Source organism: Streptomyces sp. V4I8, from assembly GCF_041261225.1.
Classification (GTDB): domain Bacteria; phylum Actinomycetota; class Actinomycetes; order Streptomycetales; family Streptomycetaceae; genus Streptomyces.
The window spans coordinates 6,236,352-6,249,450 of record NZ_JBGCCN010000001.1 but is presented as its reverse complement, the minus strand read 5'-3'; the positions used below and the strand labels follow the sequence as shown (position 1 = coordinate 6,249,450).

Below are 13,099 nucleotides of genomic sequence, written 5' to 3'. Positions count from 1 at the left end.
TGCCTCCATGAAGCGACTACATCCATCCGTACCGACAGGCACAGCTCATATCTGAGTTATGCCGCACTCGCCGCACATGTCATACATGGTGCGTGTATCGCACTTCTCCGTCGCCCATCGCGCCGGATATGCCCCGCACGGCACGGACGCCCCCGGGCCACATCGCCCGGGGAAGTGAACGAACGTTATCTCCAGCATCCCGCAACCGGCAGTTTCGCGGTGCAGACCGAGGGGGAAATCACACGGTGGGACACGTTCGCCGCGCACCGTTCCATATCTCTGCGGCACACGGGCCGCAGCAGTCTGCGGTGCGCGCGTCGCAGCGGAACCACGCGCAAGGGGAGCCGCAACGAGGTCGTCGCACCACCGCGCCGCAGGCCGTGCGCCGTGGCGGTACGGCGCATCGACGGTGGCACGAAGGGCACGTAGGGCAGGTAAGGCACGACAGCGGGGAGCCTCGTCGCCACACCGGCAGGGAGCCCCGTCAGGTCATCGGCGCGCCACGGCCGACCCGACCGACGCACATCACGCGCCTCGCACACCCCACGCGCCCGCTTCATGCCCCGTCGGCCACCTCCGCCGCGACTTCCCACGAGGGCACACGGGGGCCGGAGTCGTCCTCCCGCGTGCCACAAGGAGGTCGGCCATGAAGGTCACCGGGGCAGCACTCCCCTTTCTTCCGCTCTGCCGACGCCTGCTCCCGAGCAGACTCGCCGGCCTCTCCCTGGCCCTGCTGAAGGCGACCGCCCTGGAGATCGCGATCCTCGCCGGACACGTACTGCTGTACCCCTCCGGCATCGTCCAGGAGCGCCGGGCCACCCCCATGCTTCCCGCCCGGGACACCGCCGCGCTGCCGACGGAGACCCAACCGCCCGTCGTCCTGCTGCACGGCTTCATCGACAACCGCTCGGTCTTCGTCCTGCTGCGCCGCAGCCTCGCCCAGCACGGCAGGCACCAGATCGAGTCGCTCAACTACTCCCCGCTGACCTGCGACATCCGCGCCGCCGCCGAACTGCTAGGCCGGCACATAGAGGGGATCTGCGAGCGCACCGGCAGCAGCCACGTGGACATCGTCGGGCACAGCCTCGGCGGGCTGGTAGCGCGTTACTACGTGCAGTGCCTCGGCGGCGACCTCAGGGTCCGCACCCTGGTCACGCTCGGCACGCCGCACTCCGGCACCCGCGTCGTCCCGCTGGCGAACGCGCACCCGATCGTGCGTCAGATGCGCCCCGGCTCACCGGTCCTCGAGGAGTTGTCCCGGCCCGCCCCCGGCTGCCGTACTCACTTCGTGAGCTTCTGGAGCGACCTCGACCATCTGATGGACCCGCTGGAGACGGCCTGCGTCGACCACCCGGACCTGCTGGCGCAGAACGTCCGCGTGAGCGGAATCGGCCACCTCGCCCTGCCGGTGCACCCCGCCGTGGCGACCGGAATAAGGCAGGCCCTCGACACCGCACGGACAGGAGCCGAAGCCACCCCGCAGGCCGGCGGCCTGACCGTGGCATAGCCACCCCGCCGAACCCCTCGCCGACACCCACTCCGGCCACCCCGCCGAAACTCCCGCCGCCACCCCCTCCGGCCACCCCCGTCGGCCCCCTCCGCCGCCCCTCTCAACAAGCCGCCCAACCAGCGGACGGCACCCGGACCGCACCGGCACCACACCCGGATCACACTCGGCACACAGCCACGGAACAGCCACCGACATCGAACAATCTTCGAACACAAGGCCAAACTCGCGCCCGCAGTCCGCCAAAACACGGCCGAATGCCCGTTTCCTTCGCGAGCGAAACCTGCCGAAGATTGTCGTGCCCGCGTACCGCCGGGTACAGTCGCCGCACTGCTCTGGCAGCCCCTGTTGTCGAGGCGAGAGAGAAGTTGGTGAACGATCGTCACCCGTCGGGGACCACGACCTCCCCGACCACGGCTTCCGATGCCGCCTCGGCGCACTACGCGTCGCACGGCGCCCAGGAAGCCCAGTACGGTGACTCGACCACGTACGGCACCTACGACGCCACCGGATTCGGCGCCGCCGGTCACGCCACCACCACCTTCGACGCGGACCCCCTGTTCGGTAGCCTCCCCGGTGAGAACACGGGCGCGTACGACTCCACGCAGTGGGCCACGGGCAGCCACCAGACCGTGAACTACGACGCCTATGCGGCCCAGCACCACGCCGCGTACGACACGGGCGCGTACGACACCACCGCGTGGACGGCCGAGCACGAGCGACTGGCCTTCGTCCCGCAGCAGGCCAACGGCCATGACGTCTCCGGTCAGTGGGACACGACCGCCTGGGCCCAGCCCGACCAGTCCGGCGCCCCGGCCGACCAGACCCAGCAGTGGGAATGGGGCACGCAGTCCTTCGACACCGGGGCCTACGACGCCACGCAGTGGAACTCCGACGGCGGAATCGACGGCACCACCGCGCAGGCGGCCGACGAGTACCAGCAGTCAGCAGAATCCTTCGATCAGCAGGCGACCGCGCACTTCGAGCAGATCGAGCACGCCGACCCCACGGGCTACGACGACCCCACGGGCTACGACGATCCCGCCCAGCCCGACGCCGAGTTGACCGCCACCGGCGGACTCCCCGCCGCGGCCCCGCTCCTCGACGACCAGGAGGAGACCGCTCCGGCCCCCTCCCCACGCGCCGCGTCCCGCAGCGGGTCGCGCTCCCGCCGTCGTACGCCCCCCAAGCGCTCCGCGCTGCTGACGGTCGCCGTACCTTCCGCGTGCGTGATGGGCGTCGCGGGCATCGCCGCCGCCTCCGTCGGCACCCTGACCGACGACAAGGACGCGTCCACGCTGGCCTCGGAGAGCGAGGCCGTGAAGCCGTCCACGGCGAACAACAAGCTGGACACCCAGCTGGAGAGCCTCTCCGCCGGCGCCGACGACTTCGCCGACCGGGCCAGCCGTACGCAGGAGCGCATCGACCTCAAGGCCCAGCAGGCGGCCGAGAAGCGGAAGGCCGCCGAGGAGGCTGCCCGCAAGGAGCGGCTGCGCCCGAAGTTCGCGATCCCGGTCGCACAGCACGGCCTCAGCGCCTACTTCGGCCAGTCCGGCATCAACTGGATGTCCGTGCACACCGGCATCGACTTCCCCGTGTCATACGGCACGACGGTGATGGCCGCGACCGACGGCACGGTCCGGACGCAGTGGAACAGCGCCTACGGCAACATGATGATCGTGACCGCGAAGGACGGCACGGAGACGTGGTACTGCCACCTCTCCAGCTACCGCGTCGCCTCCGGTACAACGGTGAAGGCCGGCGACCCGATCGCGTACTCCGGCAACTCCGGCAACTCGACCGGCCCGCACCTGCATTTCGAGGTCCGACCGGGCGACGGCTCGGCCATAGACCCGCTGCCGTGGCTGCGCAGCCACGGCCTCGACCCGTCGTAGCCGAGCTGTCCTGACCACCCGTCGGCAGGCGTCACCGACCACTGGACGACGGGACAACTACCTTGCCCGCCCCCGCCCTTCAGCGGGGGCACACCCTCGTCTGCGCTAAAGCTTCTCCACCGGCGCGTACCGCAACAGCAACCGCTTCGGCTTGTCCCCGAAGTCGATCGTCGCCTCGGTGTTCGCACCCGTGCCCTTCACGGCCATCACGGTGCCGAGCCCGAACTGGTCGTGGGTGACCCGGTCCCCGACGGCCAGCTGGACGACCGGCTTCTCCGAGGTGCGGCGCGTGGCGAAACCGGACGCACCCGAGGCCGAGGAGCGCGAGCGGGACGAGGACAGCGAGGCGGCCACCCCGGACGCGGGACCGGAGGACACCGGCGAGGTCGCCCCCGTCCGCTTCCAGTCCACATGCTGCGCCGGGATCTCCTCCAGGAAGCGGGACGGCGGGTTGTACGACGGCTGCCCCCACGCGCTGCGCATCGACGAGCGCGTCAGATACAGCCGCTCGCGCGCACGCGTGATGCCGACGTAGGCCAGCCGCCGCTCCTCCTCCAGCTCCTTGTTCTGGCCGAGGGCGCGCATGTGCGGGAAGACGCCGTCCTCCATGCCGGTGAGGAAGACGACCGGGAACTCCAGGCCCTTGGCGGTGTGCAGGGTCATCAGGGTGATGACGCCGGAGCCGTCCTCGTCCTCGTCGGGGATCTGGTCGGAGTCGGCGACGAGCGCGACCCGCTCCAGGAACTCAGCGAGCCCGCCGGCCGCCTCGCCCTCACCCGACTCCTGCTCGAACTCCAGGGCGACGGCCGCGAGCTCCTGAAGGTTCTCGATACGGGTCTCGTCCTGCGGGTCCGTGGAAGCCTGCAACTCGGCGAGATAGCCGGTCCGTTCCAGCACCGCCTCCAGAACGGTGGCCGGCCCCGCCCCGGACTCGACGATCGTACGGAGCTCCTCCATCAGCGTGTTGAACCGCTTGACGGCATTGGACGACCGCGCGGCCATGCCGTAGGCCTCGTCCACGCGCCGCAGCGCCTGCGGGAAACTGATCTTCTCCCTCTGCGAAAGGGCGTCGATCATGGCCTCGGCACGGTCACCGATGCCCCGCTTGGGCACATTCAGAATCCGCCGCAGCGGCACGGAGTCCTCGGGATTGGCCAGCACCCGCAGGTAAGCCAGCACATCCCGGACCTCCTTGCGCTCGTAGAACCGAACCCCGCCGACGACCTTGTAGGGCAGCCCGACGCGGATGAAGACTTCCTCGAAGACACGGGACTGGGCGTTCGTCCGGTAGAAGACGGCGACATCGCCGGCCTTGGCGTCCCCCGCGTCCGTCAGTCGGTCTATCTCGTCGGCGACGAACTGCGCCTCGTCGTGCTCGGTGTCCGCGACATAACCAGTGATACGGGCGCCGGCGCCCGCATTGGTCCACAGGTTCTTGGGGCGACGGGACTCATTGCGCTCGATGACGGCGTTCGCGGCGGTCAGGATCGTCTGCGTCGACCGGTAGTTCTGCTCGAGCAGGATCGTCGTCGCGTCCGGGTAGTCCTCCTCGAACTGGAGGATGTTGCGGATGGTGGCGCCCCGGAAGGCGTAGATCGACTGGTCGGCGTCACCCACCACACACAGCTCGGCGGGCGGCAGGTCGTGCTCGCTGGGCGGCACGTCCACGGGGTGCTCGCTGGTCCCGACGAGCTCACGCACCAGCGCGTACTGCGCGTGGTTGGTGTCCTGGTACTCATCCACCAGCACATGGCGAAAACGTCGGCGGTAGTGCTCGGCGACGTCCGGGAAGGCGCGCAGCAGATTGACCGTGGTCATGATCAGGTCGTCGAAGTCGAGAGCGTTGGCCTCCCGCAACCGCGACTGGTACAGGGCATACGCCTGAGCGAGGGTCTTCTCGAAGCCGTCCGTCGCCTGAGCGGCGAAGTCCTCCTCGTCGATCAACTCGTTCTTCAGGTTGCTGATCTTGGCACTGAAGGACTTGGGCGGAAACCGCTTGGGATCGAGGTCCAGATCACGGCACACCAGCGCCATCAGCCGCTTGCTGTCGGCGGCGTCGTAGATCGAGAACGACGACGTGAAGCCGAGCTTCTTGCTCTCCCTCCGCAGGATGCGCACGCACGAGCTGTGGAAGGTCATCACCCACATCGCGTTCGCCCGCGGACCGACGAGCTGCTCCACGCGCTCCTTCATCTCGCCCGCGGCCTTGTTGGTGAAGGTGATCGCGAGGATCTGCCCCGGATGCACATTCCGCTCGGCCAGCAGGTGGGCGATGCGATGGGTGAGCACACGTGTCTTGCCGGAACCGGCGCCGGCCACGATGAGCAGCGGGCTGCCGGAGTGGACGACGGCCGCACGCTGGTTCTCGTTCAGCCCCTCCAGCAGCGCGGCCGCGTCGAGGGCCGGGCGCGGGGCGCCGTCGCGGTAGTAGGCGTCCCGGTCCGGCGGCACGTCGAACTTCCCGCCGAACAGATCGTCCGGAACCGGTTCCGGAGCGTGATCGTCCTCGGGCGGCGGCGGGTGCTCCTCGTGGGCCCGCGGGGCCTGGAGGTCCGCCAGGAAGCTGTCGTCAAAGAGGCTGCTCATCGCTCTCCGAGTCTAGGGCGCCCCACTGACAGCCCGCGGCCACCCCGAGAACATCGCCCGTTTCAGCCCCCGACGATCACCCACCCCGCCACCCCCTCACCGTCCAGAACCACCCCACCACGATCAGCAACCACCCCCAGAACCCACTCACCCCACAGCAAAAGCCCCCAAACAGATCGCCACTCTCCACGCACCGCCCCAAGGTCACGAAAATGTATCGGGCATATCGAACATCAACCTTCACAGGGGCCACACGAGTTGGCTACCGTGCCGGACAGGCCGTACGACCCCCACCGGCGAACGTCGCCGGGCCGCACGGCCTCCGCCGAGTCCGGCACGCCCCACGGCGCCCGGAGCCGGGGACCCACCGAACATGGGGTGAATCGGCCGGACTTCCCACCCGGGCCGTAGGGCAACCCTTCCGAACCACCCGCCCGAACCCGACAGCTAACTCGGTAGGCGGAACGTGGAAGGAGTCGCCTCCCTTGGCGTCGCACCGCAAGTCGCGTCCCGCGGGTACGCGCGTAGCAGGCATACGGACCCCCGCCCTCGCCACCGCGGCCCTCACCTCCGTGGCCCTGCTGTCCCAGACGGCCAACGCGAGCCCCTCTTCGGACGACAAGCCGAGCCTCGAAGAGGTCGAGAAGAAGGTCGACGACCTCTACCGCCAGGCGGAGTCGGCGACCGAGAAGTACAACGCGGCCAAAGAGAAGACCGCGAAGCAGCGCAAGCGCGTCGACACCCTCCTCGACGACGTGGCCCAGCGCACCCAGAAGCTGAACGACGCACGCGAGGAACTGGGCCGCAACGCCGCCGCCCAGTACCGCACCGGAGCGGCCGCCCCCGACACGGCGACCTTCCTCCTGGCGGACACCCCGCAGGACTACTTCGACCAGTCCCAGCTGATGGACCGTATGACGGGCCGTCAGAAGGAAGCGGTCGACGAGTACTTCACCCAGCAGTCCGCGACGATGAAGAAGCGCCAGGAGGCCACCCAAAACCTCGAAACGCTCACCGAGTCGCAGAACCACCTGCAAACCGCCAAAACCACGGTCCAGACGAAACTCTCCGACGCCCGCGAACTCCTCTCGAAACTCACGGCCGAGGAAAAGGCCCGCCTGGCCGCGATCGAGAAGCGCAAGCAGGAGGAGGCGGCCCGCAAGGCGGCGGAACTGGCCCGCCAGCAGGCAGAGGCCGAGCGCCAGCGCCAAGAAGAGGCACAGCAACAGGAGAGCGCCGAGACACCGTCCGAGTCAGGCACCTCGGACTCGTCCTCCACGGACTCCTCGTACGCCACCAATGCCGAGAAGGCCCTGGCCTTCTCCCGCTCCCAGATAGGCAAGCCGTACGTCTGGGGCGCCACCGGCCCCGACTCCTACGACTGCTCCGGCCTCACCCAGGCCGCCTGGAAGGCCGCAGGCGTGGACATCCCCCGCGTCACCTACGACCAGGTCAACGCGGGCACCACGGTCTCCCTCGCCAACGCCCAACCCGGCGACCTGATCTTCTTCTACGACGACATCACCCACGTGGGCATCTACATCGGCAACGGCATGATGATCCACGCCCCCAAGCCCGGCGCGTACGTCCGCGAGGAGTCGATCTACTACGACGGAGAGTCATCGATCCACAGCGTGGTACGCCCGGCCTGAGGCGAACGCACCCGCACCCGCGTACGGCGGCAAGGGGACGCGTCGGGGGGTGTCCGCCCGCAGAGTCCGGTGTCAAGAAACGGCACCTCTCGCGCAAGGCCCACCACCGGACCGAGAACGGACACCCCCCGACGCGGCCCCGCCCCCCAACGAACCCGCACGCGCTACGCGAACCCCCACACACCGCAACGGGCCGCCGCAGGCACCTCAGGGGCGCGGGGCTGTGTCGAATGTGCGGCTACCGCCGCGTGGGCGCGACCAGCCCCCACCCACCGAAACAGGCCGCCGCAGGCACCCCCGCCCAACCGCCGGAGGCACCCGCAGGCACCCCCCACCCAACCGCCGGAGGCACCCGGCGTGGCCCGCCCCCAACCCCCACCCCGCTCCCTAGCATCAACCCCATGCCACCCGCCACCACCACCCCCACCCCCACCTCCCCCCTCCTCACCTGGTGGTCGCAACGTCCCCCCGCAGCCGGCGCCGCCGTCATGGCCACCGGCATCCTGTCGGTAGCCCTGAACCAGACGGACCACGAAACCCTGTCCCGGATCGCTCTGGCCCTCGCCTGCGCGTCCTGGCTCGCCCTGGCCGGCGACTTCACCGCACGTCTCCTGTGGGACCGCGCCAGGTGGGTGAATGAGGCAGCCACCCCGGCCGCCCTGACCGCCATCGCCGCGACGACCGTCCTCGGCACCCGCTTCACGACCCTCGGCTGGGAGCCCCTCGCCAAGACCCTCCTGGCATTGGCGGCCCTGCTCTGGCCGGGCTTCCTCATCGCCGTCGTACGCCACTGGCACCCCCGCATGTCCGGCGCGGTGTTCCTGGGCTGCGTGGCCACACAGGGCCTGGCCGTCCTGGGCGCGACACTCGCCGCGAACGAGTCATCGGCATGGCTCGCCCACGCGGCACTCGTACTGTTCTGGCTCGGCCTCGTCCTCTACGTCATCGCCCTGACCCGCTTCGACCTACGGCAAGTGGTCCACGGCGCCGGCGACCACTGGGTGGCGGGCGGCGCCCTCGCCATCTCCGCGCTCGCCGGCTCGAAGCTCATCGCCGCCGACAGCACCCGCCTGTACCTGTGGAACGACGACGACACCAGCGCCCTGCGCAAGGTGACCGTCGCCCTGCTGATCCTCGACCTGGCCTGGTACGCCGCCCTGGCCCTCGCCGAGATCGCCCGGCCACGGCTGCGCTACGACGTACGCCGCTGGGCCACCGTGTTCCCGATGGGCATGACGGCGGCGGCGACACTCTCCGTCGCCACCGCCCTGGACGTCCCGTGGCTCGAGACCCCCGGCGAGGTCCTGCTGTGGATCACGGTGGCGGCATGGCTGGCGGTCAGCGCAGGCGCGCTCTGGGCCTACACCCACCCCGGCCACAGCTCCGTATCCGGAGCCGACGCCACACCAGGAGCCACCCCCGGGACGGACGTCACGTCCACAACACGGCGATGAAGATGTTCGCCATGGTCAGCAGCCCCACCAACCCGAACAGCCGCTTGTCCACCGTCTCCTCGTCCCGCTTCACATACACGAGCCCGAGGATGACGACCAGCAGAGCCAGCTTCACACCGATCTTGATGTTGTTGACGGACTGGTCGTCCGCCTGATTGAGGCCGACGAGGATCACCCCGGTGACCAGCATGGTCAGCGCGCCGTGCAGCATCGCGGGGACGAACCGGGCGGTGCCCTGGCCCATCGCCTTCATCTGGGTGAGGAAACCACCGAGCAGCGCGGCGATACCGATGATGTGCAGGCCGACGAAGAGATGGATGAGTACGTCCATGAAGCCGGAGCCTAATCACCGCCACCCGCCCACCCACCACCCAGCCCCGCCTCCGCCCCCACAGCCACCCCCCTCCCCGCCCCCTGCATATATGCGCCATAGCACCCCGCCACCCCCACGCACCCCCCATTCCCCCACATCGGTCAGCACACAGCGTGAACACAACACCCCGCCCCCGGGATCATGGTCACTTACGGTCATCCCCCGGTCCACTCCCGGCACTTCCGCACAACGCGTTACCGCCCCGACACAACGAGGTTTAGCGTCCTCCACCAGGTGACCGGCTCCCCACCGCCGCCCGGGCCAGGGGCGGCAGTCGGACACCACCGCCGAGAAAAGTCCGGCGGCGGCCCGCTCCCCCTGTGCAGGCCGCCGCCGGACGCGTAACCCGCCCCCGGGCGGCCGTACGTCCGCACCCCCAGGCGCTCGTACGCCCGCCGCTCCCCCCGGGGCGGTCCGCTCCCTCCGGGGACGGTCGTACGGGCCACCGCCTGGCGGACGTACGGGACGAGGCGGTCGTACGAAAGGACGTGCAGTCCACGTGGCAGCGCACCGAAAGCCCCGTCAGCGCTCGGCCGGCGGCACTAAGGCCCGCACGGCATGGACGATCGCCCTGGCGGGCGCGGCGACGGCGACGGGCTTCGACGGGACCGGACACGCGGAGCCGCAGCTGACGCCGGCGCAGGTCAAGGCGAAGGTGGACAAGCTGTACCAGGAGGCGGAGGTCGCGACCGAGAAGTACAACGGCGCGAAGGAGCAGGCGGACGCGGCCGAGCAGCGGGTCAGGTCCCTGCAGGACGAGGCCGCCCGCAGAACGGAGAAGCTCAACTCGGCGCGCGAGGCCCTCGGTTCGATGGCCGCGGCGCAGTACCGCGACGGCGGCCTCGACCCGGCCCTCCAACTGGCGCTCTCCGCCGACCCCGACCGCTACCTCGACGGAGCGGAGTTCGCCGAACGCACCGGCAACCGCCAGGCGGCATCCGTCGCGAGTGTCCGCAGGCAACTGCGCGAGATCGAGCAGCTGCGCGGGGCGGCGCGCATCGAACTGACCTCACTGAAGTCCCGCCAGTCGGAGCTGCGACGGCACAGCGAGACGATCACCGGCAAGCTGGACGACGCCCGCAGCCTGCTCACCCGGCTGACCGCCGAGGAGCGCGCCCGGCTTCAGGCGAACGGCTCGGACCGCGCCGCCCGCTCCTCGACAGGCACCCGCGACACCTTGGCAGCCCCCGGTTCGACCACGGCCCAGGCGCCCAACGCCCGTGCGGCGGCCGCCGTTTCGTACGCCTACTCCAAGCTGGGCAGCCCCTATGTCTGGGGCGCGACCGGCCCGGACGCCTTCGACTGCTCCGGCCTCACCCAGGCCGCGTACCGCTCGGCCGGACTGTCCCTGCCCCGCACGACCTACGCCCAGATCGACACCGGCCGCCGCGTCTCCCGCTCCGAACTGCTCCCGGGCGACCTGGTGTTCTTCTACTCCAGCATCAGCCACGTGGGCCTCTACATCGGCAACGGCCAGATGATCCACGCCCCGAACCCCTCGGCCCCGGTCCGCGTGGCCCCGCTCGACGAGATGCCGTTCACGGGAGCCACGCGGGTGGCATGACCGAACCGACGCCACGTCGCCCCGGCTGAGCCCGGCGCACCGGGCCCGGTCTCACACCAGACGCCGCGCCGTGGCCCACCGCGTCAGCTCATGCCGGTTGGACAACTGGAGCTTCCTCAGCACTGCCGAGACATGGGACTCGACCGTCTTGACGGAGATGAAGAGCTGCTTGGCGATCTCCTTGTACGCGTACCCCCGCGCGATCAGCCGCAGTACCTCCCGCTCGCGCTGGGTCAGCCGGTCCAGGTCCTCGTCCACCGGCGGCGCGTCCGTGGACGCGAAGGCGTCCAGCACGAACCCGGCGAGGCGCGGCGAGAACACCGCGTCGCCGTCCTGGACCCGGAAGATGGAGTCGACGAGATCCGTGCCGGTGATCGTCTTCGTCACATAGCCGCGCGCACCACCCCGGATCACGCCGATGACATCCTCCGCCGCGTCCGAGACGGACAGCGCGAGGAAGCGGACGGGCTGCTCGGCGTCCGCCATCAACGGGGCGCAGCGGCGCAGGACTTCGACCCCGCCGCCACCCGGGAGGTGGACGTCGAGGAGCACGACCTCGGGCCGCGTCGCGGTGATGACCGTGACCGCCTGGTCGACGTCATCGGCCTCCCCGACGACCTCGACGCCGGTCTCCTCGGTCCGGCCGATCTCGGCCTGGACTCCCGTACGGAACATGCGGTGGTCGTCGACGAGGACCACGCGCACGTGCCGCTCGCCCGCGCTCCCGCCGGTCGACTCCACAGGCTCGTTCGCCTCGGTCGGGTCGCTCATGACGTCCTCTCCGCCCTCTCCATCTCCAGCTCGACCTCCGTACCGCCGCCGGGTACCGCCCGGAGCCGGGCCGTACCGCCGTTGCGCTCCATACGGCCGATGATCGATTCTCTGACGCCCATGCGGTCGGCGGGTATCGAGTCGAGGTCGAAGCCCGGACCGCGGTCCCGGACGGACACGAAAACGGTCTTTCCCTCCACCTCGGCGTAGACCTGCACGGCGCCGCCCTCGCCACCGTACTTCGCGGCGTTCACCATCGCCTCGCGCGCGGCCTGCATCTGCGCACCGATTCTCTCGTCGAGCGGGCAGTCGCCGACGACCACGACCTCTATGGGGACGCCGTGCTTGTCCTCGATCTCGGCGGCGTTGCGCCGGACCGCGTCGGCGAGGTTGGCGGGTTCGTCGGCCTCGTCCTTGCCGGTGCCCTCGGGTTTGTAGAGCCAGGTGCGCAGGTCGCGCTCCTGGGCGCGGGCGAGGCGGCGGACCTCGTTCGCGTTCTCCGCGTTGCGCTGAATCAGGGTCAGGGTGTGCAGCACCGAGTCGTGGACGTGCGCGGCGACTTCGGCGCGCTCCTGGGCGCGGATGCGCATCAGGCGCTCCTCGGAGAGGTCCTGTGTCATCCGGACCAGATACGGGCCCGCGAGGAGCGTTATGCCGACGAGGACCGCCAGGGCCGCCTGCAGGACGGAACCGAGGTGGGCGGCTGAGCCCTGCAGGACGAAGATGCCGGAGACGCCGGCCGTGACCAGGACGACGCCGCCCGCGGCGCGCAGCAGAGTGAGCGTGCGCCTACGCCGCCCGACCTCCATCCAGCGGGCCCGGCGGGAGTTGTCCGCCTGACGCCAGACCAGGGCGACGCCCGCGCCGACGAGTACGGCGGGCAGGAGGTAGGCCTTGGCACCGCTGCCCAGGTCCACGCTGCCGACGAAGACCATCGCCACCACGACCATGAGGAGCAGCGCGACGATCTGCCCCTTGTCCGGCTTGCGGGCGACGAGTCTGCGCCGGCCGTCGGCCGCGGTCTCGGTGGTGAAAGGGGACGGCCGCTGCGCGTCGACGCCGCCGACGCCGAGCGGCACGAAGAACCAGAACGCGGCATACAGCAGCGCCCCGAGGCCGTCCGCCATGAACAGGCCGACGAAGACGAGCCGCACCCAGATGACGGGCAGCCCGAGATGCCCGGCGAGCCCCCGCGCCACGCCCCCGAGCCAGCGTCCGTCGCTGCTGCGGTAGAGCTTGCGCGGCGGCCGCGGTTCGGCGAGGGGCGCTGCTGCGGCTTCCGGCATGCCATCGATGT

The 13,099-nt window shown here is 70.2% G+C and carries 9 protein-coding genes and 1 riboswitch; of the genes, 5 read left to right on the top strand and 4 right to left on the bottom strand.

Annotated elements, in window-relative coordinates:
• The first annotated feature begins 646 nt into the window (after positions 1 to 646).
• Together ABIE67_RS28485 and ABIE67_RS28480 are read left to right on the top strand one after the other, a co-directional pair.
• Complete coding sequence (locus ABIE67_RS28485; RefSeq protein WP_370263392.1) at positions 647 to 1,507, top strand: lipase family alpha/beta hydrolase; 861 nt, start codon at positions 647 to 649, stop codon at positions 1,505 to 1,507.
• A 257-nt stretch (positions 1,508 to 1,764) separates the two neighbouring features.
• Positions 1,765 to 3,402: a M23 family metallopeptidase gene (locus ABIE67_RS28480; protein WP_370263388.1), complete on the top strand. Its 1,638-nt coding sequence runs from the start codon at positions 1,765 to 1,767 to the stop codon at positions 3,400 to 3,402.
• A gap of 105 nt (positions 3,403 to 3,507) precedes the next feature.
• Here the strand turns inward: ABIE67_RS28480 and pcrA are convergent, their stop codons facing one another.
• Positions 3,508 to 5,988 carry a DNA helicase PcrA gene (gene pcrA, locus ABIE67_RS28475; protein ID WP_370263383.1) on the bottom strand — a complete coding sequence of 827 codons (2,481 nt, stop codon included), beginning with the start codon at positions 5,986 to 5,988 and terminating at the stop codon, positions 3,508 to 3,510.
• A 313-nt stretch (positions 5,989 to 6,301) separates the two neighbouring features.
• Positions 6,302 to 6,466: riboswitch (cyclic di-AMP (ydaO/yuaA leader) on the top strand.
• A gap of 7 nt (positions 6,467 to 6,473) precedes the next feature.
• Here pcrA and ABIE67_RS28470 point away from each other — a divergent pair.
• Together ABIE67_RS28470 and ABIE67_RS28465 are read left to right on the top strand one after the other, a co-directional pair.
• Complete coding sequence (locus ABIE67_RS28470; RefSeq protein ID WP_370263379.1) at positions 6,474 to 7,640, top strand: NlpC/P60 family protein; 1,167 nt, start codon at positions 6,474 to 6,476, stop codon at positions 7,638 to 7,640.
• 401 nt (positions 7,641 to 8,041) lie between these two features.
• Entirely contained in the window at positions 8,042 to 9,094 is a 1,053-nt protein-coding gene (locus ABIE67_RS28465; protein ID WP_370263375.1) for a tellurite resistance/C4-dicarboxylate transporter family protein, read from the top strand.
• Here ABIE67_RS28465 and ABIE67_RS28460 read toward each other — a convergent pair.
• Positions 9,072 to 9,425 carry a hypothetical protein gene (locus tag ABIE67_RS28460; protein ID WP_370263371.1) on the bottom strand — a complete coding sequence of 118 codons (354 nt, stop codon included), beginning with the start codon at positions 9,423 to 9,425 and terminating at the stop codon, positions 9,072 to 9,074. The genes ABIE67_RS28465 and ABIE67_RS28460 overlap by 23 nt on opposite strands.
• A 541-nt stretch (positions 9,426 to 9,966) precedes the next feature.
• Between ABIE67_RS28460 and ABIE67_RS28455 the strand changes: the two genes are divergently transcribed.
• Positions 9,967 to 11,031: an NlpC/P60 family protein gene (locus ABIE67_RS28455; protein ID WP_370263367.1), complete on the top strand. Its 1,065-nt coding sequence runs from the start codon at positions 9,967 to 9,969 to the stop codon at positions 11,029 to 11,031.
• A gap of 51 nt (positions 11,032 to 11,082) precedes the next feature.
• Here the strand turns inward: ABIE67_RS28455 and ABIE67_RS28450 are convergent, their stop codons facing one another.
• Together ABIE67_RS28450 and ABIE67_RS28445 are read right to left on the bottom strand one after the other, a co-directional pair.
• The gene (locus tag ABIE67_RS28450) at positions 11,083 to 11,802 is read right to left on the bottom strand and encodes a LuxR C-terminal-related transcriptional regulator (RefSeq protein WP_370263363.1); all 720 of its coding nucleotides are present in this window, start codon (positions 11,800 to 11,802) and stop codon (positions 11,083 to 11,085) included.
• Positions 11,799 to 13,088, bottom strand: coding sequence for a PspC domain-containing protein (locus ABIE67_RS28445; protein WP_370263359.1), 1,290 nt, complete (start codon positions 13,086 to 13,088; stop codon positions 11,799 to 11,801). The genes ABIE67_RS28450 and ABIE67_RS28445 overlap by 4 nt, the downstream gene beginning before the upstream one ends.
• Between the last annotated feature and the right edge of the window lie 11 nt (positions 13,089 to 13,099).

Excerpts from the sequence above, each read along its gene's own strand:
- ABIE67_RS28485 (WP_370263392.1), top strand. The coding sequence starts at position 647 with ATGAAGGTCACCGGGGCAGCACTCCCCTTTCTTCCGCTCTGCCGACGC.
- ABIE67_RS28480 (WP_370263388.1), top strand. The coding sequence starts at position 1,765 with ATGCCCGTTTCCTTCGCGAGCGAAACCTGCCGAAGATTGTCGTGCCCG.
- pcrA (WP_370263383.1), bottom strand. The coding sequence starts at position 5,988 with ATGAGCAGCCTCTTTGACGACAGCTTCCTGGCGGACCTCCAGGCCCCG.
- ABIE67_RS28465 (WP_370263375.1), top strand. The coding sequence starts at position 8,042 with ATGCCACCCGCCACCACCACCCCCACCCCCACCTCCCCCCTCCTCACC.
- ABIE67_RS28460 (WP_370263371.1), bottom strand. The coding sequence starts at position 9,425 with ATGGACGTACTCATCCATCTCTTCGTCGGCCTGCACATCATCGGTATC.
- ABIE67_RS28450 (WP_370263363.1), bottom strand. The coding sequence starts at position 11,802 with ATGAGCGACCCGACCGAGGCGAACGAGCCTGTGGAGTCGACCGGCGGG.
- ABIE67_RS28445 (WP_370263359.1), bottom strand. The coding sequence starts at position 13,088 with ATGCCGGAAGCCGCAGCAGCGCCCCTCGCCGAACCGCGGCCGCCGCGC.